Genomic DNA, 26,221 nt, shown 5'->3' with positions numbered 1-26,221 from the left:
TACACCATGAAGTCTACCAAACTTGCCGCGATCGTCATTTTTGCCCTGATGGCCATCAGCGGTATCGGCGGCGTGATGCTCGCAGGCTATTCATTTATTGTGCGCGGCGGTGTCGGCTGAGCCGTAGACTCAGCCGCTCAAAGGCACGGTCGACGATAATCGCCGCCAGCGCCACCAGAATCGCCCCCTGCACCACGTAGGCCGTGTTGAACCCACTCAGGCCGATAATAATTGGCGTGCCCAGCGTATTCGCCCCCACCGTGGAAGCGATGGTTGCCGTGCCGATATTAACGATAACCGAGGTCCGCACGCCCGCCACGATAACCGGCGCCGCTAACGGTAGCTCAACCTGACGCAGCCGCTGCCAGCCCGACATCCCCATCCCTTCTGCCACGCTCAACGCACTCTGCGGTACTGCCGCCAGCCCGGCTAACGTGCCTTGCAATACCGGCAGAATGCCATACAGGATCAGCGCAATAATAGCGGGTTTTTCGCCAAACCCCATCACCGGAACCGCCAGCGCCAGTACCGCTACCGGCGGAAAAGTTTGTCCCATTGCCGCCAGCGTCTCAACCAGCGGGCGAAATTCGCTGCCTGCCGGGCGCGTTACCGCCACGCCAGCACTCACGCCGATAACGATCGCCGTCAGGCTCGAAACCCCCACCAGCCAGGCATGAGCCAGCGTCAGCGACAAAAAACCTGCCTGCTGATAGAGCGGGCGCGGCTGCTCAGGAAACAGCAGGTGAAATAGGGGCTCGCTGTAAGGCAGGCCCACCAGCAGCCCGATAAACAGCGCCAGCAGCCACAGCAGCGGGTCACGAACCAGGCGCATCACTCGGCTCCTCGCGTAGCAGGTCGGCAAAATGCAGCGTGCCGTAAGCCCTTCCCGCCTCATCCGCCACTGGCAAAACGGTGCGCCGTTGGTCCATAAAACCGGAGAGCGCATCGCGCAGCGACGCAGTGGCAATAATCGCCTCCCCGTCGGCTTGCTCGCCGTGGCGCACGTAGTCCGCCACCTGACGCAACGACAACAATCGTACGCCCAGCTCGCTACGGCCAAAAAAGGTGCGTACAAATTCGCTGCCCGGTTGGCTAAGCAACTGTAGCGGCGTACCCTGCTGCACCACCTCGCCGCCGTCCAGCAGGATAATGTTGTCTGCCAGACGTAGCGCTTCATCAATATCATGAGTCACCAGCACAATCGTGCGCCCCAACAGTTGGTGAATACGGCGCATCTCCTGCTGAAGTGCACCGCGCGTCACCGGGTCCAGCGCACCGAAGGGTTCATCCATCAGCAGCACCTCCGGGTCGCCCGCCAATGCCCGCGCCACGCCGACGCGCTGCTGCTGGCCGCCGGAGAGCTGATGCGGGAATCGCGTGCGCAGCGTCGGCTCCAGCCCCAGCAGCGCCATCAGTTCATCAATGCGAGCCTCGACCTTTGCCTTCGGCCATTTCAGTAGCTGCGGCACGGTGGCGATGTTTTGCGCCACCGTCCAGTGCGGGAACAGGCCAATAGACTGAATGGCATAGCCCATGCGTCGGCGCAGGGCGAGCAGCGGCTGCTCTCGGATATCCTGCCCGGCAAAACGAATCGTCCCGCTATCGGGTTCCACCAGCCGGTTAATCATCTTGAGGGTGGTGGATTTCCCCGAACCGGAGGTACCAATCAGCACCGAAAACGCCCCTTCTGCCAGCCGCAATGAGAGGTTTTTTACCGCCGGATGGTGACCGAACGATTTGTTGACCTGGAAGAATTCAATCATCGTTCTCTCCTTGTAATACGCTGCCCGCCAGGCTGAACAGCGCGTCGGCGATAACCGCCATCGCGATGGTCGGGATCACGCCAAGCAGCACCAGATCCAGCGCGCTGCTGAGCAGCCCCTGGAACACCAGCGCGCCGAAGCCGCCCGCGCCAATCAGCGCCGCCACCACCGCCATACCCACCGTCTGTACGGTTACCACCCGCAGGCTACGCAGCAGCACCGGCAGCGCCAGCGGTAACTGCACGCGAAGAAAAGTCTGAGCGCGGCTCATGCCCATCGCCGCCGCGCTCTCCAGCACCTGCATTGAGACCTGCTGCATCCCGGCGACCACGCCGCGTACGATGGGCAGCAGCGCGTAGAGCACCAGCGCAATCAGCGCCGGAGCCAAGCCGGTTCCCGCCACGCCGAGATTCGCCAGCCACGGGAAACGCTGAGCCAGCCCGGCAAGCGGTGCAATCAGCAGGCCGAACAGCGCCACCGAAGGGATGGTCTGAATAATGTTGAGGATAGTAAACACGCTCGACTGCCGCCCCGGATGTCGCCAGCACCACATGCCGAGCGGCACGCCGAGCAGCAGCCCTGGCAGCAGCGTGCCCCAGAGCAGCATCAGGTGCTGGCTTAAGGCATCGTTAAAGGTCTCCTGCCGGTTGGCGTACTCTTTCATCAGCGACAGGCCATCAAGCGCCCCGCTCCACAGCAGCCAGCAAGGCAGCAGCCACAGCTGCACGTTCAGCAGCCAGCGCCACCGCGCATGCGATGTCAGGCGGCGAATGGCCTCGCTGCACATCAGCAGCATCAGCAGTAAACCCAGCCATAGCCCGCTCCCCGGCGAGGTACGGGCCAGCGGGCTACTGCTCTGCGCCAGATGCTGCGCGGCCTCGCCGCTCGCCCACAACAGGAGCGCAAAGCCACCTTCGGCCAGCAGCAGAATCAACAGGCTGGGCAGTCGGCCGGGTAACCAACTAAGCCATAAAAACAGCGCCGGAATAATCAACAGGATAAGCGGAGGGAAATCCCAGATTTGCCATAGCCAACGGCCTTCGCCCGACACCAGACGGTTCGGGGCGAAATTGACAAACGGCAGCGCGGCGGCAGCCAGCAGCAAAACCGCCAGCAGCGCCACCACGCGATGAGTACAACGAGGCACGCGATTAACCGATTACTTCGCCCACCCTTTTTGTTTCAGGTATTCCGCCGCCACGGTTTTGGCGTCCAGCCCTTCGACCGCAATCTTCGCGTTCAGCGTTTGCAGGGTCTTTTCATCGAGGCTCGCGAACACCGGCTTCAGCCATTCGTCCAGTTGCGGATAGGCTTTCAGCACCGCTTCACGCACTACCGGCGTCGGCGCATAAATCGGCTGCACGCCTTTCGGGTCGCTCAGGGTCTGTAGCCCCAGCGCCGCCACCGGGCCGTCGGTACCGTAGGCCATCGCCGCGTTGACACCAGAGGTTTGCTGCGCCGCCGCCTTAATGGTGACAGCGGTGTCTCCGCCCGCCAGCGACAGCAGCTGATCCTGACTCAGTTTGAAATCGTAGGCTTTTTCAAACGCCGGGAGCGCATCCGGGCGTTCGATAAATTCAGCAGAGGCTGCCAGCTTAAAGGTGCCGCCTTTTTTCAGATAGCCGCTCAGGTCGGCAAGCGATGTGAGTTTGTTTTGTTCCGCCAGGTCTTTACGCACGGCGATAGTCCAGGTGTTGTTCGCCGGTGCGGGGGTCAGCCAGATCAGATGATTTTTCTCGGCATCGAGCTTTTTCACTTTCTCGTAGCCCGCCGCCGCATTTTTCCAGGCCGCATCGGTTTCATCTTTGAAGAAAAATGCGCCGTTGCCGGTGTACTCCGGGTAAATATCCAGCGCGTTGGAGGTGATAGCACCGCGCACCACCGGCGTGGTGCCAAGCTGAACCTTGTTCACCGTTTTGACGCCGTGGCTTTCCAGCACCTGCAGAATAATGTTCCCGAGCAGCGCCCCTTCGGTATCAATTTTTGAACCTACTTTTACCGGCTCCGCGGCCTGTAACGGCAGCGCAACCGCCGCCAGGAGTACCAGTGACGCCGTCCATCCCCTTGCCATCGTCATACGCTTTCCTCTTATTATTTGCGCTCAATTAACAGGCGCTTAAGTAAAAAGCGTAGACGAAATCTCAGCAATCAGCCCTTTTTCGGGATCGTTAACGGGATCGTCAGCAAGCTCGCGGCGAAGTACAGCAGCGCGATTACCCACAGCGTGCCCTCCACGCCGAGCGGGTTAACGCACAGGGTGACGATAAATGGCCCGACAAAATTGCTCAGGCCAGAGCCAAGGTTCAGGCAGGAGATCGCCGCGCCTTTATTTTCCGGCAGCAGCGAAGGAATCAGCGCGCTCAGCGGGCCGAATGCGCCAAGGCCGATGGCATAAATCGCCAGCGCAATGACCATCGCCACGCTGCTATGACCAAACAGTACCGGCGCGTAGCACACCGCCAGCGCCGACGCGCCGCAGAGCGTCCCGGCAAACCAGACCACGGTGTTACGCCAGCCAATGGTATCGCCCAGCCAGCCGAAGAAGTAGTTGGCGAAGATATTCACCACGTTCACCAGTCCCCAGATGGTCAGCCACTCTTCAATGCTGAAGCCAAAGCGCGGCAGGTAAACCGGCATCAGAATCACCAGCGAGAACTTGCCGATATCGTTGATGGTTTTAACCACCACCGCCAGGCGCATTTTCGGTTCGCGCACCAGCACGATAATCCCTTCCGCCAGCGCCTTGCCGACCGCGCCATCCTGCTGCCACTGCGGTTTATCGCGGTTGAGGAGCAGCGCACAGCCGCAGCCCGCCAGCACAAAGATAAAACCGGAGAGCAAGGTGGTCGTTTCGCCCAAACGCGGGATCATAAAGCCGGAGAACCACGGCCCGACGATGGTCATGCCGACGCCGAAGGCAATCCAGAACCAGGAGACGGCGCGGCCGAGGATCCGGCTTTCGCAGCGCTGGTTAATCCACACCAGAAACGAGTAGGCGAACAGCGGATAGGCCATGCCGCGCACCGCATAGCTCACCATCATCAACGGGTAGTTGCCGTCCGGCAGCGCGACGAAAATAAACGGTACTGAGCCGACAAAGTAGAGCAGCGTCGCCAGCCACATCAGGCGACGCACGCCGAGCACGCCCGCCCCAATGCCGGAAAACCACGAAATAGCCGCCACGCACAGGCCAAAGACGGATGACAGCAGGCTGATATGTACCGCATCAAGCCCGCGCTGTTGCAGCAGCGAGGCCAGCCAGCTCTGTTCGATGGTTGCCCCGGTAATAAACAGGAATACGCCCACGAATCCCCATACCAGCTCGCGTGGGAGGCCGAGGCGTGCCCAGATGCCTTGTTGAATATATAAACTTTGATCGGTCATTTCTGTTATCCAAAAAAATCCCGGGGTCGCTCTGCGCTCGCCCGGGCTACAAGGTGTTTATTTGTTTGGTTTTACGCGTTTTTCAACTGCGCTAACTGATGCTGTTTGGCTTTGAGCAGGCTGCGGTTGACGTGGCCGACGGTGTTATCACCCCAGCAGTGGTCGTACGGCATCCCGGTCAGGCTTTCGATAACCTCTTTAGTTTCTGCCGTGACGGTTGCTTTGCTGCCGCCCTGTTTCAGGCGTGCCACTTCTTCATTCAGCACCGCATGGGTACGGCTGTTGACTTTGAACTGGAAGGCCGACCAGATGCCCCACAGAGTCAGGATAACCGGCAGAATAATCATGATGGCGAGGATCATATTAATCGCCGACTGCGGCTGGCTGGTGTGGCCGGTGATAAAGCCGGACATCTGCAGCGCCACGCCAACGAGGAAGATGGAGAACGCCTGGGACGCTTTACGCAGCAGGCTCATAAAGCCCGCGAAGATCCCTTCACGACGGTTACAGGTCAGGATCTCATCCACATCCGCCACAAAGGTGTAGTTGTTCCATGGAATGGAGTAGATACCGCCGCGTGCCAGACCGGCCACGCCCGCTGCCAGATACAGCATCGACATGCTGGTCGAGCCGTAGAGATAGGTCACCGCGAACAGGGCAAATGCCACCAGCGCCATCAGCGCCTGAGTCGCAAACGCGCGAGACGGCGAATAACGCAGAGTCAGCCAGGTGGCGACGCCAACACCGAAGAACTGCAAGCCGTTGATGACGCTCAGCAGGTTACTGGCAACAACGGAAGAGGTCGCCAGGGCAAAGACCACGAAATAGGTAAAGACGGAGTTAAAGATATCCTGCGCCACCGAACCGCCCAGATACATCCCCAGGTGTGAACGGAAGGTTTTAATTTTCAGGGTAGAGACAAAATCGTAGTAGATATCGAACAGGCGCTTACTCAGCGGCTGCTTCTCTTCGGTCTCAACGCTGCGTTCGCTCTGTTCAATCTCTTCCAGCGAACGTTCCCAGGTACCGAAGTAGACGAAGAACAGCACCACCATAAAGGCAACGGTGAAAATCGCCCCGGCGTAGAAGAAGGAAATAGCAGAATCAGATCCAAAGTAGGCCAGCAGGCGGCCCGGCAGGAACGCAGCGGTGAAGCCCGCGAACTGCGCAATGTACATGCGGGCGCTGGTCAGCTTCGAGCGTTTGGTGAAGTCATTGGTCATCTCGGCCGACAGGGTGTCGTACGGGATCAAAATCATCGAATAGACGATTTCAAACAGAATATAGACCAGCAGATACATCCAGTAGTTAAAGCCCTGCACCCACAGCAGGCTGTAAACCGCCACCAGCGGAATGCTCAGCAGCAGGAAGAAACGGCGACGGCCAAAGCGACGACCGAGGCGGGTTTTGTGGAAGTTATCGGAGATGTAGCCCATGCACGGACACATGATCACATCGACGATACGCGCCACGGCAAACAGCGAACCTGCTTCAATCGGCGTCAGGCCGCAGAAGGTGGTCAGGAAGAACAGCAGCCAGGCACTCACCAGAGTAAAAGCCCCTGAACCGATAACATCGGCCAGGCCGTAACAGATATAGTTGTGGAGTTTTATCTCCCGCACTTTTTTTATCATTTTCCATCCCCTTGAACATAACAGGACGGCGAAGCCACAAGCCGCGCCGTCGTCAAATAGCATCAGGCGTCGGCGTTTTCCTGCACGATGGTGTGCTCACTCCAGCCCTGCGGCAGCGGTTGCGGGCGGCGTATGCGTAAATCGTTAAGCGTGAGTCCCCTCACCCCGTTGGCGTACAGCGCGGGCAGGCCACCCGGATAGGCATCCACGCCCCAGGCGCGGCCGGTTTGCGGGTTCACGCGATAGGCGTTATCCAACCCCATCCCGGTTGGGCTTGCCGGATTGCACGGCGGGCGGATGTCATAGCAGCCCTGCTCGTCGGACGGGCCAGCAAGCTGCTGCAATGAAAGCCCATTGAAGGTGACGTGGCGGATATCGCCCGGCGTTTCCGCATGCAGGTTGATGGCCCCTTCGCTCACCCCAGAAAGCTGGCTGAAGGTAATGTCCTCTACCCTTCCCGGCTGCACCTGCGGGTCGCGGTGGCGCACGGAGATAAACACCGGGTCGGCTTTACCCCAGTGGCACGGGTGGCCGTGACGGCAGTCGAACAGAATGTTGCTGAAGATCATCTGGCTGAACTGGCCGCCGTCGCGGGAGACCAGGCCAATGCCGCGGTTGGACTCAAAGATTGAGCAGTTATGCACCGCGATATGGCTGATGTCGGCGAAGGTTTCGGTGCCAATTTTGATGGCGCAGCTTTTTGAGCGGATCAGGCAGTTGCTCACCACCACGTGGCGCGTCGGTTGCTGGAGCCCTTCCGGTTTGCGGGTGGTTTTCACGCAGATGCCGTCATCGGCGGCGCTGAAGTAGCTGTCGCTGATATGCACGTGCTGACAGCTATCGATATCCAGCGCATCGGTATTGGAGAGCGCCAGATCGTTATCAATGGTCAGGTTCTGGATAAACACCTGGTTGCAGCTCACCAGATGTGCGGTCCACATCGGCGAGTCGCTGATGGTGATATCACGGATGCGCACCTGCTGACAGCCTTCCAGCACCAGCATGCGCGGGCGCATGGTTTTCGGCTGACGGTAGCCCTGGGCATCGGCGCACTCAGAAAACCAGGCGCCAGCCCCGCCCGCCAGGCAGCCTTCACCGCTGAGCGTAATGTGGTGGGCGTTGCGCGCATAAATCAGCGCCATGCGGGACAGTTCGGCGACGGTTTGCGTCAGCTCAGCCGGATAATCCTCGGCGCGAGGGCTCGCCAGCAGGCGCGCACCCGCTTCCAGATGCAGTGTAAAGTTCGACGGCAGGACCAGCGTGCCGGTCATCCAGTCGCCCGGAGAGACCACCAGCGTGCCGCCTCCAGCGCGGTCGATTTCATCAATCAGCTGCTGAAGCTGCGCGGTAAGCGGGGTGTTGCCGCTGCGGTCGAGGGCGGTGTTATGCAATGAAATCTTCATGTGGCTACCTGCGTAGATTGAGATAGCTGCATTTAACGCGGTTACGCCGATTCTCTCGCCGGGCAGATACGGGCTTTTTTACGTATTAGTGAATGGCATCACGCCGGTTATGGCCCCCGGTCATCGCTTTTGAGCAAGCGCACAAAACGGCGAGGCGGCGGGATTTGATGAGTGACGGAGGTCACATATTGGCTGAGTTTGGTGGGGGAAAAGCGGTGGGTTGACGCAGATAGGGGTGGGATAGTGGATAAATTGGGAGGGGGATCACAAAGCGGTGCGGGAGCCAGGGTTGGGGGATTGCCCCCTCACCCTAACCCTCTCCCCGAGGGGGAGAGGGAACCGTTCGGTGCTTGCACACGCCCTCCCCCTTTTAGGGAGAGGGCCGGGGTGAGGGTAATCCTTACAGCAGTTCGAACTCGCCCTGCTTCACGCGCGCCGAATCCACACCGATAAAGACGTTAAACTTGCCCGGCTCCGCCGCGTACTTCATCTGCTGGTTCCAGAACTTCAGCGCGTTGACGTCAATCGGGAAGCTGACGGTCTGGGTTTCACCCGGCTTAAGGGTCACTTTCTCAAACCCTTTCAGCTGTTTAACCGGACGGCTCATCGAAGCGGTGACATCCTGCAGGTACATCTGGATAACCGTCGCCCCTTCACGCTTGCCGGTGTTAGTCACCTGCACGCTGGCGGTCACGCTACCGCCCGCTTTCATGGTTGGCGCAGACAGCTTCACGTCGGAGACCGAGAAGGTGGTGTAGCTCAGGCCATAGCCAAACGGATAGAGCGGGCCGTTCGCTTCATCGAAGTAGCGCGAGGTGTATTTGTTCGGCTTGTCGGCATTGTACGGGCGACCGGTGTTCAGGTGGCTGTAGTACTGCGGAATCTGCCCCACGGAGCGTGGGAAGGACATCGGCAGCTTACCGGACGGGTTGTAGTCGCCAAACAGCACGTCAGCGATAGCGTTACCGCCTTCGGTACCGGCAAACCAGGTTTCCAGAATGGCATCAGCCTGCTGGTCTTCTTTCACCAGGGTCAACGGACGTCCGTTCATCAGCACTAAGACCAGCGGCTTGCCGGTAGCTTTCAGCGCGGCAATCAGATCCTGCTGGCTTTTCGGAATCGAAAGTTCGGTACGGCTGGAGGCTTCATGCGCCATGCCCTGCGCTTCACCGACCACGGCAACGACGACATCGGACTGTTTCGCCGCTGCAACCGCTTCATCAATCATCGCCTGCGGCGAGCGCGGGTCAATTTTTACCGCCTCTTCGTACAGGTTCAGGAAGTCGACGATGCCTTTGTCGTTGGTGACATTAGCGCCTTTGGCATAAACCACTTTGCCTTCGTTGCCCATCACGTTCTTGATACCGGTTAGCACGGTCACCGACTGCGCGGCGACGCCTGCGGCAGACCAACTCCCCATTACGTCGCGTTGGCTATCGGCCAGCGGGCCCACCACGGCAACGGTGGCATTTTTCTTCAGCGGCAGGGTTTCCAGACGGTTTTTCAGCAGCACCAGGCTCTGACGCGCGACTTCACGCGCTTCGGTGCGGTGCAGACGGCTTTCGGCGTTGGTGTCCTGCGGGTCAGAATCTTTCGGCCCTAAGTGGCTGTACGGGTCGTTAAACAGCCCCATGTCATATTTGACGTTCAGCACGTGGCGGGTGGCATCGTCGAGTTCCGCCATCGTGACCTTGCCCGACTTAATCAACCCCGGCAGGTATTTGCTGTAGAACTCGTCGCTCATACTCATGTCGATACCGGCTTTCAGCGCGACGCGCACCGCATCTTCCGGGTCGGCGGCCACGCCGTGTTTAATCAGCTCTTTGATGGCCCCGTGGTCAGAAACGGTAATGCCTTTAAAGCCCCACTGCTTACGCAGCACGTCTTTCATCAGCCAGGCGTCGGCGGTGGCCGGGGTGCCATTTAGCGAGTTCAGGCCGATCATTACCGCGCCGCTGCCGGCATCCAGCCCCGCTTTGTACGGCGGCATATAGTCGTTGAACAGGCGCTGCGGGCTCATGTCGACGGTGTTGTACTCTTTGCCGCCTTCAACCGCGCCGTAGGCGGCAAAGTGCTTCACGCTGGTCATCACCGAGTAGCGGTCTGCCGGGCTTTTGCCCTGCATCGCTTCCACCATGGTTTCACCCATGATGGAGGTTAGATAGGTATCTTCGCCAAAGCCTTCAGACGCTCGGCCCCATCGCGGGTCGCGGGACACGTCGACCATCGGCGCCCAGGTCATGTTCAGGCCGTCGTCCGCCGCTTCATAGGCCGAAATGCGGCCCACGGTTTTCACCGCATCGAGGTTAAAGGTGGAGGCTAGCCCTAAGCTAATCGGGAAGACGGTACGTTGACCGTGTACCACGTCATAGGCGAAAAACAGCGGGATCTTCAGGCGGCTGAGGGACATCACCTGATCCTGCATGGTGCGGATATCCTGACGGGTGACGGTGTTAAAGATTGCCCCCACCTGCCCTTCTTTGATCATGTCGCGAATGGCTTCTTTCGGGTTGTCCGGCCCGACGCTAATCAGGCGCAGCTGACCGATTTTTTCATCGACCGTCATCTTCTTAAGCAGACCGGTCACGAAGGCGTCACGCGCCTGCGGCGTGAGTGGGTGATTGCCGAACAGTTCCTCCGCCAGAGCGGGTTGCAGCGCCAGGCTCACGGCGACGCCAACAGAAAGTAGCCATTTCATATTCTTGTAATCTCTTTATTCCATGCCGGGTAGCGCGGCAAGAGTCGATGAAAAAACGCAGTTTGCCATAAACTTAAATGACGGCGGTACAGAAAGCTAAGGTTATTCTCTGATTTTTAGAAACATTCGCTCACCAAATGATCATACAAAGCGCTATTCTTAGAAACGACAAATTTGTCTCGCCACAAGGAGTGGAGAATGTCTTCTCAAACCACAACTGATAATAATGCGCTGATTAACGAACTCTCCCGCCTGGTTGGTCACGCCCACCTGCTGACCGACCCCGCTAAAACCGCTCGCTATCGCAAAGGCTTCCGTTCCGGCCACGGCGACGCGCTGGCCGTGGTCTTCCCCGGCTCCCTGCTTGAGCTGTGGCGCGTGCTGAACGCCTGCGTCAACGCCGACAAAATTATTCTGATGCAGGCCGCCAACACCGGCCTGACCGAAGGTTCAACCCCGAGCGGTAACGACTACGACCGCGATATCGTCATTATCAGCACCCTGCGCCTCGATAAACTGCACCTGCTGGATAACGGCGAACAGGTGCTGGCATGGCCGGGCACCACGCTCTATTCGCTGGAAAAAGCGCTGAAGCCCTTTGGCCGCGAGCCGCATTCGGTGATCGGTTCTTCCTGTATCGGCGCCTCGGTAATTGGCGGTATCTGCAACAACTCCGGCGGCTCGCTGGTGCAGCGCGGCCCGGCCTACACCGAAATGTCGCTGTTTGCCCGCATTGATGAACAGGGCAAGCTGACGCTGGTCAACCATCTGGGCATTGACCTTGGCGAGACGCCAGAGCAGATCCTCAGCAAGCTTGACGACGAGCGCGTCAAAGACAGCGATGTGCAGCACGACGGTCGCCACGCGCATGACTATGATTACGTGAACCGCGTGCGCGACGTAAACGCGGATACGCCAGCGCGTTACAACGCCGACCCGGAACGCCTGTTTGAGTCCTCCGGCTGTGCGGGCAAGCTGGCGGTGTTTGCGGTGCGCCTCGACACCTTCCCGGCGGAAAAACGCCAGCAGGTGTTCTATATCGGCACCAATCAGCCTGACGTGCTGACCGAGATTCGCCGCCATATTCTGGCGGAGTTCAAAAATCTGCCGGTCGCGGGCGAATATATGCACCGCGATATTTACGATATTGCCGAGCAGTACGGCAAAGATACCTTCCTGATGATCGACAAGCTCGGCACCGACAAAATGCCGTTCTTCTTCACCATGAAGGGCCGCGCGGATGCGATGCTGGAAAAAGTGTCGCTGTTCAAGCCGCACTTCACCGACCGCTTTATGCAAAAGCTGGGGCACGCCTTCCCGGCGCATCTGCCGGAGCGCATGAAAACCTGGCGTGATAAATACGAGCATCACCTGCTGCTGAAAATGGCCGGTGACGGCATTGATGAAGCGCAGGCATGGCTGACCGAATACTTTAAAGAGGCTGAAGGTGACTTCTTCGTCTGTACGCCAGAAGAAGGTAGCAAAGCCTTCCTGCACCGCTTCGCGGCGGCGGGCGCAGCCATCCGTTATCAGGCGGTTCACGCCGATGAGGTGGAAGATATTCTGGCGCTGGATATTGCGCTACGCCGTAATGATACCGAGTGGTTCGAGCATCTGCCGGCGGAAATCGACAGCAAGCTGGTGCATAAGCTCTATTACGGGCACTTTATGTGTTACGTGTTCCACCAGGATTATATCGTCAAGAAAGGGGTCGATCCGCACGAGGTCAAAGAGCAGATGCTGGCCCTGCTGCGTGAACGCGGGGCGCAGTATCCGGCGGAGCATAACGTAGGGCATCTGTATGAAGCAGATGAAAACCTGAAGCGCCATTACCGCGAAAACGATCCGACCAACAGTATGAACCCGGGGATCGGTAAAACCAGTAAGCTCAAATATTGGGGCGAAAAAACCGACGTGTAATGCGACGCCGGTAGAATTTCCCGGGGTCGGCGTAAACGCCTCGCTCGGGCTACGATTCGCATGTAGCCCGGCCGAGCGCAGCGACGCCGGGAATTTTCCCAACACGATAAGGAATACAATGATGTCTACGCTTGATGTCACCCGCGACGGCGATGTTGAAATCCGTGACGCGCAGGCTGACGATGTACAAGCCATTGCCGCGCTGTATGCCTGGCACGTGCTTAACGGCCGCGCCTCGTTTGAAGAGGTGCCGCCGTCCATTGATGAAATGCAGCAGCGGATGCGCAATATTCAGGAACAGGGCCTGCCGTGGCTGGTGGCGCTCTATCGCGGCGAAGTGGTCGGTTACTGCTATGCCAACCACTACCGCCCTCGCCCGGCCTACCGTTACACCCTTGAAGAGTCTATCTACGTTGACACCACCATGACGGCGCACGGCATCGGCAGCCGCCTGTTAACGGCGCTGATTACGATTTGCGAGCAAGGGCCATGGCGGCAACTGCTGGCGGTAATTGGCGACGGCAATAACAATACCGGTTCGCTGCGCCTGCATAAAAAGCACGGTTTTGAGGTGGTGGGCCAGTTGCGTAGCGTGGGCTACAAGATGGGTGACTGGCGGGATACGGTGATTATGCAGCGTCCACTCAATGATGGTGACTGGACGCTGCCCGAGTAATTAATCGTCCTGGGTGGTCTGCCCGCTCTTCTGGGCTCTGGCGATATCGCCTTCCACCTGGGCTTCCTTCTGCTTCTTATAGCTCAGCGCGGCCGCAGGTACCGGCATCACTTTTCCGGTTTCTACCCAGGTACGCAGACGGCTGGCGTCGGCGAAGTGGGTAAATTTACCGAACGCATCCATCACCACCATCGCCACCGGGCGTTTGTTCATCACGGTGCGCATCACCAGGCAGTGACCCGCGGCGTTGGTAAAGCCGGTTTTGGTCAGCTGAATGCTCCAGTTATCGCGATACACCAGATGGTTGGTATTGCGGAACGGCAGCGTATAGGCCGGATGGGCGAAGGTTGCGGTGTCTTCTTTAGTGGTGCTGAGCTGGCCAATCAGCGGGTACTGTTTGGTGGCAATCAGCAGCTTCGTCAGGTCACGCGCGGTCGACACGTTATGAATCGACAGCCCGGTTGGCTCAACGTAGCGGGTGTTGGTCATCCCCAGCGATTTTGCCTTGGCGTTCATCGCCCGGATAAACGCGTCATAGCCGCCCGGATAGTGGTGAGCCAGGCTCGCCGCCGCGCGGTTTTCTGACGACATCAGCGCCAGCAGCAGCATATTTTTACGGCTGATCTGGCTGTTCAGACGCACGCGGGAGTAAATCCCTTTCATCTCTGGCGTGTGGCTGATATCCACCGTCAGGATCTCATCCAGCGGCAAATGCGCGTCCAGCACTACCATCGCCGTCATCAGCTTGGTGATAGAGGCCATCGGGCGCACCAGATCCGGCTGGTTGGCGTAAATAACTTTGTTCGTTTCAAGATCAACAATCATCGCGCTACCGGAGGCAATTTCCGGCTGCGAGGCAACGGCGGTGACGGCCGTTTTAGCACTCGCCTGAGGCGCAAAAGGCAAAGCCAGCACAAAGGCAAGGCTTAGCAGGGAAACGCGAAATTTCTGCATGGTGAGTATTCTGGTGGTTATTTATGCACATTATGATAGACAACCGCCTCGTACCTAAGGGGTACGAAGCGGAATGGCTCATCATAGCGCGGAGTACGCGGCATCTACCAGAAAAGAATAGTGAATAAATGCTGCATTGCTGACGGAATCTACATTCACATCAGCAATGCATTCAGCGAGTTAAAATAGCCTGTATCCGTAGCCCCACAGCACCACGGTCAGCGCCAGCAGCACTTCCAGTACCAGCACCCCAATGGCGAGGGTGGAACTGGCAAAGCTCAGCCCCTCTTCCCGGTTAATATTGAGGAAGGTAGGGATGCCGACGTAGAGCAAATACCCGGTATAAAACAGCGCCACCGTCCCCACCAGCGCGCACAGCCACACCAGCGGATAGAGCGCGACGATACCGCTCAGGAAAATCGGCGTCGCCACGTAGCCGGCAAACACCATACAGCGCTTGAGTGAAGGACGCTGCGGGTAGTTGCGTGCCATCCACCAGATAACCCGGCCCATCACCGCTACGCCCGCCAGCATCAGTGCGTAGAAGAGTATCGCCAGCCCAATCCCGGTCATCAGTGAAAGCCTGACCACGGTGCCTTCGCCAAAGTTCCAGCCAAGCTGGGTGGTACCGATAAACGCGCACACCACCGGAATGGCCGCCATCACCAGCACATGATGCATATAGTGGTGAGAGACGGTTTCGTTCTCACTACGGATCACATGCATCTCTTTATCAGGGTGGGAGAAGAGTCCCCATACATGGTTCATAACGCCTCCTCAGCACGGCTTCGTACCACGTTGCTCTAAGTATAATTCACATAAATAGATTGTTTTATGTACAACGTAAAAAATAGACGCCGCCGCACTTCTCGCGTGAGGGTGTATGATTAAAGGATTGATGCAGTAAGGAGTGAGTGTTTGCATGGATATCAATAACCTGATTTCCCACTATGGTTACGCTGCGCTGGTGATTGGCAGTATGGCGGAGGGCGAAACGATTACGCTGCTCGGCGGGGTGGTGGCGCATCAGGGTCTGTTAAAATTTCCGCTAGTGGTCATTTCGGTGGCGCTGGGCGGTATGATAGGCGACCAGTTGCTGTACCTGCTTGGTCGGCGGTTTGGCGGGCGGCTGCTTAAACGTTTTTCACGCCACCAGGCGCGCATTCGCAAGGCGCAGCGGCTGATTAAAAGTCGTCCCTATCTGTTTGTGATTGGCACCCGTTTTATGTACGGTTTCCGCGTCATTGGGCCGCTGCTGATTGGCGCCAGCGGTTTGCCACCGAAGATCTTCCTGCCGCTGAATATTCTGGGGGCGTTAATCTGGGCGCTGCTGTTCACCACGCTTGGGTACCTTGGTGGTGAAGCCATTGGTCCGTGGTTGCATCATCTGGATAAACATCTGAAGCATCTCATCTGGCTGGTGCTGGTGGTCGCGCTGGTGATTGCCGTTCGTTGGTGGATGAAGCATCGCGAAGCGAAAAAACCGCAGGAATAAACCCGGCATAGGCCGGGTTTAGGGTAGCCCGGCCGAGCAACGCGACGCCGGGAATCGCTCAGGACTTAAAACGAATACTGTACGCCCACACGATAACGCGTCTGACGCTCGTCGGTGGTATTACGCACGGAGACGTTGCCGATTTCCACATACGGCTTCCAGTTTTTATCAATACTGTAGGCCGTTTTAAAGTTCAGCTCGTAATCATCTTTACCGTTGTCATAGCGATTAAAATCTTCGCTCTTTTTATAAAGGTAGTTGCCTTCGAATGCCCACGCGCCGGTTTTATAACCCAGCCATACGTCACCGCGGTTAATATGTTCATCGTCTTTATCTTCAGAAGTATCTCGCACATATTCGTAGCGATATCGCGCTGCCAGATAAATACCATTACTGAAATTATACTGCCCACGAATATACGGTTTATAAATTGACTTAGACGAAGAGGTCTCTAATGCCAGGCCGGGTTGAATCGTTATTTCCGGCGTCGCGTTAAACTGATAGCTCACCACATATTCGCTACCATTATCAACGACGTCATTAAACGCTTTCCGCGAATGTTCACCGCCCGATTTGCTTTTTGCCTCCACCGAGAAGCCAAAGCCGTTAGCAAAGCGGTGTGATATCAGCACCCTGTCCTTCTGCGCCTGACTGTCGTCGGTATACTCATGGCGCAGGTCGATAGTGACCGCCTGTGCTGATGCACTGGCGAAGGCCAGCATCCCAAAAGTTATTAATTTTTTCACGCAATCGTCCTCTGTTGTTATCGTTAACTCCAAAGCGGTGAGGAACTGGCTTTAATATTTAAAATATGAATATAAAAAGGTATAGGGTATTTATTATCAATAAAGAATATTCTTTCTTCGGAGGGCGATACTAGTGGCGAGCAAATGAAGTGTCATTAAATTAAATCAAAATACGTGATCACAAACATATTTTAATGCAATATTGATGGTGATTTTTAATAAAATTAAAAATCAAATACCGAGGGTATATATTAGCTAGTGATATTATTTAATCTAAGTATTTATTTTCCACTTTCCCCCTGCATGAATAATACAGGGGGGGAAGTAACACGAGGTTGGTTATTTTTCTTCGCTGATGTGGTAGCCACCGCCCAGCGCCGAGGTCAGCTGGATGCTGGCATCGATCCACTGGCCGTGCAGGCGTAACGCGTTGACACGCTCCTGCAGAGCGGGCAATTTCGCAAGGCTAACTTTAGAACCCGGAATAATCCCGGCGTTCATCCGCGCCTGCGCCAACGTCACCACACGCTGTGCGTCTTTTTCAACCTGCTGTTGCTGCTGGTTTTTCTCCATCAGCGTTTCAACCTGGCTGGCAGTTTTCGCCACCTGATTTACCGCATCCACCACCGCTTTATTATATTTAGCGATGGAGAGATTGCTCTGCGCATTAGCGATATCAAGGTTAGCGTTCAGACGGCCGCTATCGAAGATAGGTAGCGTCAGCCCGGCGGTCACGCCCATCTGGTTGGCCGAGCTACGGAACAGATCGCTTAAGTGCAGGGCATCCTGTTGCAGGAAGGCCATCAGGTTGATGTCCGGGTAGAACGCCGCTTTCGCCGCGTCGATCTCACTCAGCGACGCTTCGATATACCAGTGCGCTTCCTGCATATCCGGACGGCGCGCCAGCAGGTCGTAGCCTAAGCGAGCCGGCATTTTGCTGGCAACCGCTGGCAGGTCGACCTTACGCAGATTCAGCGACTGGCTCTGGCTGTTGGTCAGCGCCATCAGCCGCGCCTCAATCTCTTTCATATTGCCAGCCACGTCGGTCAACTGCTGGTCGGTTTTGCTGACGTTAATATCGTTCTCAGCCCCTTCGGCGGAGTTGGTCAGCCCGTGCTGGTACAGCTCGGTATCCACGGTCACGATATTATTTTGTTCGCTTTTCACCTGCTCTAACACGTCGCGAATCGCGGCTTCGGTTTGCCACTGCCAGTACAAACGCGCCACGCTGCTGGAGAGCAGTTCCTGGGTTTGCGCCCGCTCGGCAACCTGTGCCTTCACTTCACCGATACGCGCCTTCACCTGCGCGCGGTTTTTACCCCACAGGTCAAGATCCCATCCGGCGGTCAGGCCGAACGTACCGTTGGTGTACCACGGGCCGGTATTGCCGTCAGCGTCGGTGGCAAACGGCCCCATCAGGCCTTCTGCGGACATTTTCTGGCGTTCAAGATTCCCGCCGAAATCCACTTCCGGGCCTAGCGACGACTTCGACATCCGCGCCTGCGCTTCGGCCAGTTTGATGCGCTGATCGGCAATCTGCATATCCGGCGCATTCGCCAGCGCGCGGGTAATTAGGCTGTTCAGCTGTGCATCGTGATAGCCCTGCCACCAGTTACTCTGCGGCCAACCGTTTTGCAACGCCGCAGGGAGTTCCGTTGAAACGTTCGAGGCCGGAACCTGCTGTTTAACAGGACTACCAATATCATGCGAAGGTGCACAGCCAGCCAGCGCGATGAGCAGGGGTAAACCAGTCAGCACGCTTTTTTTCAGAGTTAAGTTCATTTGAGAGGTCAGGTTACAAAAGAAGGAGGTTTATATTAATTTAAATGCAGCCAATCCTTTTAGTAAAGCGTGTGGGAACATAATTTGACATACTTAGTGACAGTCAAAAATGATTAAATTTCATGGAGTAGAAATGAGTCAGAATATTTATGACAACCCTGATTTCTTCGCCGGGTACGCCACGCTTGATCGTTCGGTTAGAGGGCTCGACGGTGCGCCGGAATGGGCCACTATTGTGCACATGATGCCCGCGCTGGCCGGTCAGCGGGTGGTGGATCTTGGCTGTGGCTACGGCTGGTTTTGCCGCTGGGCGCGCGACCAGGGCGCCGCTAAGGTGACCGGGCTGGATCTCTCCAGCCTCATGCTGGAACGGGCGCGAGAGATGACCCACGACGCGGGGATTGAATACCGCTGCGAAGATTTACAAACCCTCGCGCTTGCCGCCAATAGCTGCGACGTGGTTTACAGCTCGCTGGCGCTGCACTATTTGCCCGATATCGCCCCGCTACTCGCCTGCGTTTATCAGGCTTTGACGCCGGGCGGCACGCTGCTGTTTTCCGCCGAGCATCCTATCTATACCGCCCCGCTCAAGCAGGGCTGGCAGGAAGATGCACAGGGACAGAAAAGCTGGCCGGTCAGCCATTATCAGCAGGAAGGCGAGCGCATCAGCAATTGGTTTGCCGACGGCGTGAAGAAACAACACCGGACGCTTGGCAGTTGGATCAACGCGCTGGTCGCCGCCGGTTTTGTGATTGAATGCCTCAACGAATGGGGACCAACCGCAGAACAGATTGCCGCCAACCCGGCGCTGGATGAAGAGAAAGAACGGCCGATGATTTTTATTCTGCGCGCGCGTAAGCCGGTGTGAGTTGGGTGAGTGCCGGATGGCGGCTACGCTTTATCCGGCACTCACCGATGCTTACGCTTTCAAGCTCGCGCCGTTGGTCGCAATCACCTCTTTATACCAATCGAAGCTCTTCTTCTTGCTGCGCGCCAGCGTTCCGGTGCCGTCGTCGTGGCGATCCACATAGATAAATCCGTAGCGCTTGGAGAGCTCCGCCTTCGAGGCGCTGACCAGGTCAATCGGCCCCCAGCTGGTAAAGCCCATCAGCTCAACGCCGTCCTCAATCGCTTCCCGCGCCTGCACCAGATGGTCATTCAGGTAGCTGATACGGTAGTCATCGTTGATGCTGCCGTCAGCTTCCACTTTATCCTTCGCGCCGAGGCCGTTTTCAACGATAAACAGCGGTTTCTGGTAGCGATCCCACAGCACGTTCAGCAGCGTGCGCAGCCCCAGCGGGTCAATCTGCCAGCCCCACTCCGAGCTTTCCAGATGTGGATTCGGCACCATATTGAGGATATTGCCGCGCGCTTTCTGGTTCAGCGCTTCGTCGGCGGTCACACAGCCGGTCATGTAGTAGCTAAACGAGATAAAGTCGACGGTCGATTTCAGCGCGTCACGGTCGGCGTCGGTCATCTCCAGCGCAAAACCGTTATCACGGAAATAGCGCAGCATATAGCCCGGATACGCCCCGCGCGCCTGCACGTCGCCGAAGAACTGCCAGCCGCGGTTCTCCTGCAGGGTTTTGAACACATCATCCGGCTTGCAGCTTAGCGGGTACATCAGGCCGCCCAGCAGCATGTTGCCAATTTTCCCCTCCGGCACGATTTCATGGCAGGCTTTCACCGCCAGCGCGCTCGCCACCAGCTGATGGTGAATGGCCTGATACACCTCCGCTTTGCTGCTATCACTCGGCAGGCCTACGCCGGTCATCGGCGCGTGCAGCGACATGTTGATTTCGTTAAAGGTCAGCCACAGTTTGACCTTGCCTTTGTAGCGCTCAAACACCGTACGGGCATAACGCTCGAAGAAGCCAATCACCTTGCGGTTGCCCCAGCCGCCGTAGTTTTTCACCAGCGCCCACGGCATTTCATAGTGGGAGAGCGTGACCAGCGGCGTAATGTGATGTTTAGCCATCTCGTCAAACAGCTTGTCGTAAAAGGCCAGACCGGCCTCGTTTGGCTCGGCGTCGTCACCGTTCGGGAAGATACGCGTCCAGGCAATCGACACGCGCAGGCAGTTAAAACCCATCTCGGCGAACAGCGCGATATCATCCGGGTAGCGGTGATAGAAGTCGATGGCGATATCTTTTAAGCCGGTGTCGCCCGGCATACGCTCAACGACGTCGCCAAAAACGCCGTGCGGCTGCACGTCGGAGGTGGATAACCCTTTGCCATCCTCAAGAAAGGCGCCTTCAACCTGGTTCGCTGCGGTCGCGCCGCCCCAATAAAACGTCTGTGGGAATGCTTTCATCTCTCTCTCCTGTGATTAATGCGTAATGGACAACAGCGGCTGACCGGCGCTGACTGCGCTGCCGGCAACGATCTCCAGCTCCGAATAATCATCGCTGTTGCTGATAATAATGGGGGTCGCCAGGTCGTAACCGGCGTCCAGAATGGCCTGGCGGTCGAAAGTGAGCAGCAGATCGCCCGCCTGCACCTTATCACCCACCTTCACGTGGGCGGTGAACGGCACACCGTCCAGCTTGACGGTATCAATACCAACGTGGATCAGCAGTTCAATGCCGCTGTCGCTCTCAAGACCGATGGCGTGTTTGGTTTGAAAAATCGAGGCGACTTCGCCGTTAAAGGGGGCAATCACTTTGCCCTCCGCTGGGATAATCGCCACACCTTTACCCAACAGGCCGCTGGCGAAGGTGGTATCCGGGACATTCTCCAGCGCCAGTACGCTGCCGGTCATCGGTGCCAGCACGTCATTTTCCGTCACTTTTGCCACCGCAGCGGGCTCAGCGACCTTGCGCGGCATCCCGAAGAAATAGGTCAGCAAGCCGGAAAGGATAAAGGCCACCGCCGTACCAATAAGCCCGCCCCATACGCTGGCATCAATACCGCTTGCCGGGATCATCTGCGCCGGGAAGAAGATATTCGGCAGGCCAAACGAGTAGGTCGCGCTGTTGCTGAAGGCGGTAATCGCGCCACCGAGGGCACCTGAGACGCAGCCAAAGATAAACGGGCGACGCAGCGGCAGCGTTAGGCCATAAATCGCCGGTTCGGTGATACCAAAAAGCCCGGCAGAAAACGCAGAGCCCGCCAGCACTTTCTGGCGCGCATCACGAGTGGCGAGGAAAATTCCCAGCACCGCCCCCACCTGCGCCAGCACCGCCGGCAGAATAATCGGCAGCATCGAGTCGTGGCCCAGCACGTTCAGGTTGTTGATCATCAGAGGCACCAGCCCCCAGTGCAGGCCGAAGATAACGCAGACCTGCCACAGCCCGCCCAGTGCGGCCCCCGCCAGCCACGGCGCAACGACGTAAACCGCCTGGTAACCGTTCGCCAGCATCACGCTAAGCCAGGTGGCGATTGGCCCGATAACCAGAAAAGTCAGCGGCACCACAATGGCAAGGCAGATAGCCGGGGTAAAAAAGTTCTTCATCGCCGACGGCAGCAACGCGTTGCTGCGCCGCTCAATCCAGCAGCACACCCAGGAAGCAAGGATGATAGGGATAACCGAGGAGCTGTAGTTGATAAAGGTGACGGGGATGCCGAGGAAATACTCCGCCGTGGCACCCGGTAACTGCCCCGCCTCAAAGGCCTGAATCATCAGTGGGTGGGTCAGCGCGCCGCCGATCACCATCGTAATAAACGGGTTACCACCAAACTTTTTCCCGGCGGTGTAGCCGAGGAACAGCGGGAAAAAGAAGAACAGCGCGTCGCTTGCCGCAAACCAGATTTTGTAGGTCGCCTGTTCGGTGTTCAGCCAGCCGCACACTACTGCCAGCGCCAGCAACCCTTTCAACAGACCGGTGGCCGCCATCACGCCGATAAACGGCGCAAAAATACCGGACACCACGTCGATAACCTGGCCCAGCACTGAAGTTTTTTCGCCTTTGACCGCGACCGGTTCGCTATCGTCGGTAATACCTGCCGCCTCGCGCACCGCCAGCCAGACGTCGTGGACGTGGTTGCCGATCACTACCTGAAACTGACCGCCGCTCTCAACCACCATAATCACGCCGGGGTTCGCCTTCAGCGCCTCAGCGTCAGCTTTGCTGCTGTCTTTAAGCTTAAAACGCAGCCGGGTAGCGCAGTGAACCAGACTCACCATATTCTCTTTACCGCCCACGTGGCGGAGAATATCCTGCGCAAGCTCATGATATTTCATACCAAATTCCTTGACCGAGTATAAAAACAAAAAAACCCGAGAACGACGCCAGATGGCACCGCGCTCGGGTTTTGCCTGCGTTATGCAGTAACAATCCCATTGTATTGGGGGATTAACGCCCCTCTTTTCTCACCCGTTCAATATGAATGGCGAGAAACATAATCTCTTCCGTCGTCAACGGCCGCTGATAGCTGTTTTGCAGATGCAAACCGACGGTTTCCGCACACTTCCACGCTTTGGCGTAGTTGTCCTTCACCGCGCTATGCAGTTCGGCGTCATCGTCTTCCACCACCGTTCGCGTCAGCATTCGCTGGGCGAAAAATTTCAGGTGGGTCACGAAGCGCTGATAGCTTAGCGACTCTTCGTTGTACTCCAGACGCAGCTGGTACTTCACCAGCTGCAAAATTTCCTGCATCACCCGGGTGACGTGCATCACTTCCGGCATTTCGCTGTTGAGCTGCGCCGTGACCAGATGCAGGGCGATAAATCCGGCTTCATCCTCCGCCAGCGCCACGCCGAGCCGCTTTTCAATCAGCGCTCGCGCCTCCTGCCCCAGCGCAAACTCTTTCGGGTAGAGCCGCTTTATCTCCCACAACAGCACGTTACGCAGCGCTACGCCCTTTTTCTGCCGCTCAATGGCGAAGTGGCAATGGTCGGTCAGGGTGATGTAAACGCTCTCCTGCAGCCTGCCGAGCCGCTCGCGCGCCCGTTCGATAATCCGGTCGCAGGTGGTCATCACCTCAAGCGGGATCTGACTGAGTAATTCACCTAAACGCCCTACCAGCTCATCGCTTTGCAGGGCAAAAATTTTCTCGATTTTCGTCTCATCCAGTGAGTCGCCGACGCGTTTCTGAAAGGCTAGCCCTCGCCCCATCACTACCTGCTCACGCCGGTGTTCATCCAGAACCACCACCACATTATTATTAAGTACTTTGGCGATTTGCATTTATGAACCCCAGAAACAAAAAAACCTGACTTCTGACAGGAGCCAGATAATCAGGTTTTGCCTGCCGAAGCAGTAACAATCGTTCAGGAGTATTTCACTTTCACGTAGTGAAGCTCAATGAAGCAAAGAGAAAATTGTGATGGAGATCTGATACTTTATTCGCGCCAGTCGGTAATCGCCCGCGCAATCAGCTTCGACTCCTGCAGTGCGCGCACGGCGCTAAACAGTTCACTAGCCTCGTCATACTCTTTACGCAGGTAGCCAAGCCACTGCTTAATACGCGCCACATGATACAGCCCGGTATCCCCCTGTTTTTCCAGGAGAACATATTTTTTCAGTAAATCCACCACCTGCGGCCACGGCAGGCGCGGCTCGTTGTATTTGATAACCCGGCTGAGGTTCGGCACGTTCAGTGCGCCGCGGCCAATCATCACCGCATCGCAGCCGGTGACGGCCATACACGCCTGCGCGCTGTCGTAGTCCCAGATTTCACCGTTGGCGATAACCGGGATGGTGAGCCGCTGGCGAATCTCGGCGATCGCCTGCCAGTTGATGCGCTCGGCCTTGTAGCCATCCTCTTTGGTGCGCCCGTGGACGGCGAGTTCGGTAGCGCCCGCCTGCTGCACCGCATCGGCAATTTCAAACTGTCGCGCGCCGCTGTCCCAGCCCAGACGCACTTTTACCGTCACCGGCAGATGCGCTGGCACCGCTTCACGCATCGCTTTCGCACCCTGGTAGATAAGCTCCGGATCTTTTAGCAACGTCGCCCCACCGCCGCTGCCGTTTACCGTTTTCGACGGGCAGCCGCAGTTGAGGTCTACGCCCCAGGAGCCTAGCGCCACCGCGCGGGCGGCGTTCTCCGCCAGCCACTCGGGGTATTGCCCCAATAGCTGGATTCGCACGCGGGTCCCGGAAGGTGTGCGGCTTTGGTTATGCAGTTCGGGACATAGCTTGTAGAACGATTTTTCCGGCAATAGCTGGTCCACCACGCGCAGAAATTCGGTGATGCACAGATCGTAATCATTCACTTCGGTCAGCAGCTCGCGCACGAGCGAGTCGAGCACGCCTTCCATCGGTGCCAGTAAAACACGCATATCGTTATCCGGAAAAAAAAGAGGCGCTATGGTAACGTCTTAGTATGCCGCTTTCCACTGCCAGTCAACACACCAGGAGGTGAATGATGAATTCAAGGGATATTACGCTTAAAGCCATCCAGCCGCCGCACGGATTCAGCGACGTACCGCCGGTCACGCTGACCGATGCCACCCTGCTCGAGCGTAAAAATAAACTGCTCGAACGGATGCAGGAAGAACGCTTTGATGCGCTGGTAATTTACGCCGATAAAGAACACGGCGGTAATTTTGAGTACCTGACCGGCTTTATCCCGCGCTTTGAAGAGGGCCTGCTGGTGCTGCATAAATCCGGGCACGCCACCGCCATTCTCGGCAATGAAAACCTGAAGATGGCAGCGCATTCGCGCATTCCGGTGACGTTAAAACACTGCCCGCTGTTCTCGCTGCCTAATCAGCCGATGGATAACGAAAAGCCGCTGGCGCAGCTGTTCAGCGAAACCGGGCTGAGCGCGATGTCTAAAGTGGGGCTGGTCGGCTGGAAGATGTTTACCACCGCCGGGCGCGATAACGCAAAGCTGTTCGACCTGCCGTGGTTTATCGTCGAGGCGATAAAACAGAGCACCCATGCCGATCTGGTCAACGCGGCGCATCTGTTTATTCGCGGTGATAAAGGGGTGAGAACGGTGAATAACGCCAACGAAATTGCCCATTACGAATATGGCGCCAACCTCGCGTCCCGCTGCATGCTGGCGGCGCTGGATGCCGTCGAACCGGGCGTTCGTGAAGTGGATCTGGGCGCGCTGCTCGCCGCCGAAGGGCAGGCACCGTCTGTTGTCACCATCGCCGCAGCCGGACAACGTTTTGAGAAAGCCAACCTCTACCCTTCATGGAAAAAGGTCGAGCGCGGCCAGCCGCTGTCGATGACCACCGGGTTTAAAGGCGGGCTCTCCAGCCGCACCGGATTTGTGATTGCTGAGGAAAACGAGCTGCCGGAGAACCAGCGTGATTATCTGGACCGCGTGGTGAAGCCCTATTTCGGCGCGGTGGCGACGTGGCTTGAGAAGATTAAGGTCGGGATGCCGGGCGGTGAGCTTTATGATTTAGTCGAGCGCGTGCTGCCAAAAGCGCAGTACGGCTGGCACCTTAACCCAGGGCACCTGAGCGCGGATGAAGAGTGGATGTCGTCACCGGTCTATTCAGGCTCAAGCGAGACGCTGAAAAGCGGCATGGTGATGCAGATTGATATTATTCCGTCGGTACCAGGGTATACGGGCACCAGCGCGGAAGAGAGCATTGCCCTGGCCGACGCGACGTTACGCCAGAAGATAGCGCAGGCGTATCCGGCGCTGTGGGCGCGCATCGAGGCACGGCGGACGTATATTCGCGAGACCTTGACTATTGCGTTGAGCGATGACGTGTTGCCGCTATCTAACGCCGTGGGGTATCTGCGGCCGTTTATGTTAGCCAAAGATAAGGCGCTGGTGGGGTAGTGCGGTGATATTCCCGGCGGCGCTTTGCTTGGCCGGGCTACACATTCCAATGTAGCCCGGGCGAGCGCAAGCGA

General features: G+C 57.4%; 22 protein-coding genes. 6 read left to right on the top strand and 16 right to left on the bottom strand.

The genetic code is table 11. The features are described from left to right. Window positions 1–6 precede the first annotated feature (6 nt). Window positions 7–120, top strand: a complete 114-nt coding sequence (locus HII27_RS05445) for a protein YohO (RefSeq protein ID WP_185666941.1) — start codon at window positions 7–9, stop codon at window positions 118–120. On the opposite strand, the gene HII27_RS05440 is transcribed toward HII27_RS05445, so the two are convergent. From HII27_RS05440 to bglX, 8 genes are all read right to left on the bottom strand, one after another. Beyond that, window positions 95–832 carry an ABC transporter permease gene (locus HII27_RS05440; protein WP_185666940.1) on the bottom strand — a complete coding sequence of 246 codons (738 nt, stop codon included), beginning with the start codon at window positions 830–832 and terminating at the stop codon, window positions 95–97. The two genes, HII27_RS05445 and HII27_RS05440, sit on opposite strands and share 26 nt — an antisense overlap. Beyond that, a complete protein-coding gene (locus tag HII27_RS05435; protein WP_185666939.1) occupies window positions 816–1,763 on the bottom strand; it encodes an ABC transporter ATP-binding protein in 948 nt (315 codons plus the stop codon). The genes HII27_RS05440 and HII27_RS05435 overlap by 17 nt, the downstream gene beginning before the upstream one ends. Continuing rightward, window positions 1,756–2,910, bottom strand: coding sequence for an ABC transporter permease (locus HII27_RS05430; RefSeq protein ID WP_317983835.1), 1,155 nt, complete (start codon window positions 2,908–2,910; stop codon window positions 1,756–1,758). The genes HII27_RS05435 and HII27_RS05430 overlap by 8 nt, the downstream gene beginning before the upstream one ends. Before the next feature lie 12 nt (window positions 2,911–2,922). After that, window positions 2,923–3,840, bottom strand: coding sequence for a glycine betaine ABC transporter substrate-binding protein OsmF (gene osmF, locus HII27_RS05425; protein WP_185666938.1), 918 nt, complete (start codon window positions 3,838–3,840; stop codon window positions 2,923–2,925). A 71-nt stretch (window positions 3,841–3,911) separates the two neighbouring features. Further along, the gene (locus tag HII27_RS05420) at window positions 3,912–5,147 is read right to left on the bottom strand and encodes an MFS transporter (protein WP_185666937.1); all 1,236 of its coding nucleotides are present in this window, start codon (window positions 5,145–5,147) and stop codon (window positions 3,912–3,914) included. Window positions 5,148–5,218: 71 nt separating this feature from the next. Beyond that, a complete protein-coding gene (locus HII27_RS05415; protein ID WP_185666936.1) occupies window positions 5,219–6,781 on the bottom strand; it encodes an MFS transporter in 1,563 nt (520 codons plus the stop codon). Window positions 6,782–6,843: 62 nt separating this feature from the next. Further along, window positions 6,844–8,184 carry a glycoside hydrolase family 28 protein gene (locus tag HII27_RS05410; RefSeq protein WP_185666935.1) on the bottom strand — a complete coding sequence of 447 codons (1,341 nt, stop codon included), beginning with the start codon at window positions 8,182–8,184 and terminating at the stop codon, window positions 6,844–6,846. Between the two features lie 400 nt (window positions 8,185–8,584). Further along, window positions 8,585–10,882 carry a beta-glucosidase BglX gene (gene bglX, locus HII27_RS05405; protein ID WP_185666934.1) on the bottom strand — a complete coding sequence of 766 codons (2,298 nt, stop codon included), beginning with the start codon at window positions 10,880–10,882 and terminating at the stop codon, window positions 8,585–8,587. A 198-nt stretch (window positions 10,883–11,080) separates the two neighbouring features. Here bglX and dld point away from each other — a divergent pair, with 198 nt between their 5' ends. Together dld and HII27_RS05395 are read left to right on the top strand one after the other, a co-directional pair. Further along, window positions 11,081–12,802: a D-lactate dehydrogenase gene (gene dld / locus HII27_RS05400; RefSeq protein WP_185666933.1), complete on the top strand. Its 1,722-nt coding sequence runs from the start codon at window positions 11,081–11,083 to the stop codon at window positions 12,800–12,802. A gap of 121 nt (window positions 12,803–12,923) precedes the next feature. Beyond that, a complete protein-coding gene (locus HII27_RS05395) occupies window positions 12,924–13,478 on the top strand; it encodes a GNAT family N-acetyltransferase (protein ID WP_185667042.1) in 555 nt (184 codons plus the stop codon). Here HII27_RS05395 and pbpG read toward each other — a convergent pair whose 3' ends face one another. After that, window positions 13,479–14,432 carry a D-alanyl-D-alanine endopeptidase gene (pbpG, locus tag HII27_RS05390; RefSeq protein WP_185666932.1) on the bottom strand — a complete coding sequence of 318 codons (954 nt, stop codon included), beginning with the start codon at window positions 14,430–14,432 and terminating at the stop codon, window positions 13,479–13,481. Window positions 14,433–14,612: 180 nt separating this feature from the next. Beyond that, a complete protein-coding gene (locus tag HII27_RS05385) occupies window positions 14,613–15,200 on the bottom strand; it encodes a Yip1 family protein (protein ID WP_185666931.1) in 588 nt (195 codons plus the stop codon). Between the two features lie 154 nt (window positions 15,201–15,354). On the opposite strand from HII27_RS05385, the gene HII27_RS05380 reads away from it, so the two are divergent. Then, entirely contained in the window at window positions 15,355–15,927 is a 573-nt protein-coding gene (locus tag HII27_RS05380; protein ID WP_185666930.1) for a DedA family protein, read from the top strand. A gap of 65 nt (window positions 15,928–15,992) precedes the next feature. Here the strand turns inward: HII27_RS05380 and HII27_RS05375 are convergent, their stop codons facing one another. Together HII27_RS05375 and mdtQ are read right to left on the bottom strand one after the other, a co-directional pair. Continuing rightward, a complete protein-coding gene (locus tag HII27_RS05375) occupies window positions 15,993–16,649 on the bottom strand; it encodes an oligogalacturonate-specific porin KdgM family protein (protein ID WP_185667041.1) in 657 nt (218 codons plus the stop codon). Window positions 16,650–17,012: 363 nt separating this feature from the next. Continuing rightward, on the bottom strand, window positions 17,013–18,455 hold the full coding sequence (mdtQ, locus tag HII27_RS05370) for a multidrug resistance outer membrane protein MdtQ (protein ID WP_185666929.1): 1,443 nt from the start codon (window positions 18,453–18,455) through the stop codon (window positions 17,013–17,015). A gap of 133 nt (window positions 18,456–18,588) precedes the next feature. Between mdtQ and HII27_RS05365 the strand changes: the two genes are divergently transcribed. Further along, window positions 18,589–19,323 carry a class I SAM-dependent methyltransferase gene (locus HII27_RS05365; RefSeq protein ID WP_185666928.1) on the top strand — a complete coding sequence of 245 codons (735 nt, stop codon included), beginning with the start codon at window positions 18,589–18,591 and terminating at the stop codon, window positions 19,321–19,323. Between the two features lie 51 nt (window positions 19,324–19,374). Here the strand turns inward: HII27_RS05365 and HII27_RS05360 are convergent, their stop codons facing one another. From HII27_RS05360 to dusC, 4 genes are all read right to left on the bottom strand, one after another. After that, the gene (locus tag HII27_RS05360) at window positions 19,375–20,769 is read right to left on the bottom strand and encodes a glycoside hydrolase family 1 protein (protein ID WP_185666927.1); all 1,395 of its coding nucleotides are present in this window, start codon (window positions 20,767–20,769) and stop codon (window positions 19,375–19,377) included. A gap of 15 nt (window positions 20,770–20,784) precedes the next feature. Further along, window positions 20,785–22,722 (bottom strand): PTS beta-glucoside transporter subunit IIABC, encoded by a 1,938-nt coding sequence (gene bglF / locus HII27_RS05355; RefSeq protein WP_185667040.1) that lies wholly within the window; start codon window positions 22,720–22,722, stop codon window positions 20,785–20,787. Window positions 22,723–22,750: 28 nt separating this feature from the next. Next, on the bottom strand, window positions 22,751–23,584 hold the full coding sequence (gene bglG, locus HII27_RS05350; RefSeq protein WP_185666926.1) for a transcriptional antiterminator BglG: 834 nt from the start codon (window positions 23,582–23,584) through the stop codon (window positions 22,751–22,753). A 155-nt stretch (window positions 23,585–23,739) separates the two neighbouring features. Beyond that, entirely contained in the window at window positions 23,740–24,678 is a 939-nt protein-coding gene (dusC, locus tag HII27_RS05345) for a tRNA dihydrouridine(16) synthase DusC (protein WP_185666925.1), read from the bottom strand. A gap of 86 nt (window positions 24,679–24,764) precedes the next feature. Here dusC and HII27_RS05340 point away from each other — a divergent pair, with 86 nt between their 5' ends. Beyond that, window positions 24,765–26,147: a M24 family metallopeptidase gene (locus HII27_RS05340; RefSeq protein WP_185667039.1), complete on the top strand. Its 1,383-nt coding sequence runs from the start codon at window positions 24,765–24,767 to the stop codon at window positions 26,145–26,147. The last annotated feature ends 74 nt before the right edge of the window (window positions 26,148–26,221 follow it).

This window comes from Kluyvera sichuanensis (assembly GCF_014218705.1).
Classification (GTDB): Bacteria; Pseudomonadota; Gammaproteobacteria; order Enterobacterales; family Enterobacteriaceae; genus Kluyvera; species Kluyvera sichuanensis.
Note: the sequence above shows the minus strand (reverse complement) of the source record. Positions and strands in the feature narration are given on the sequence as shown.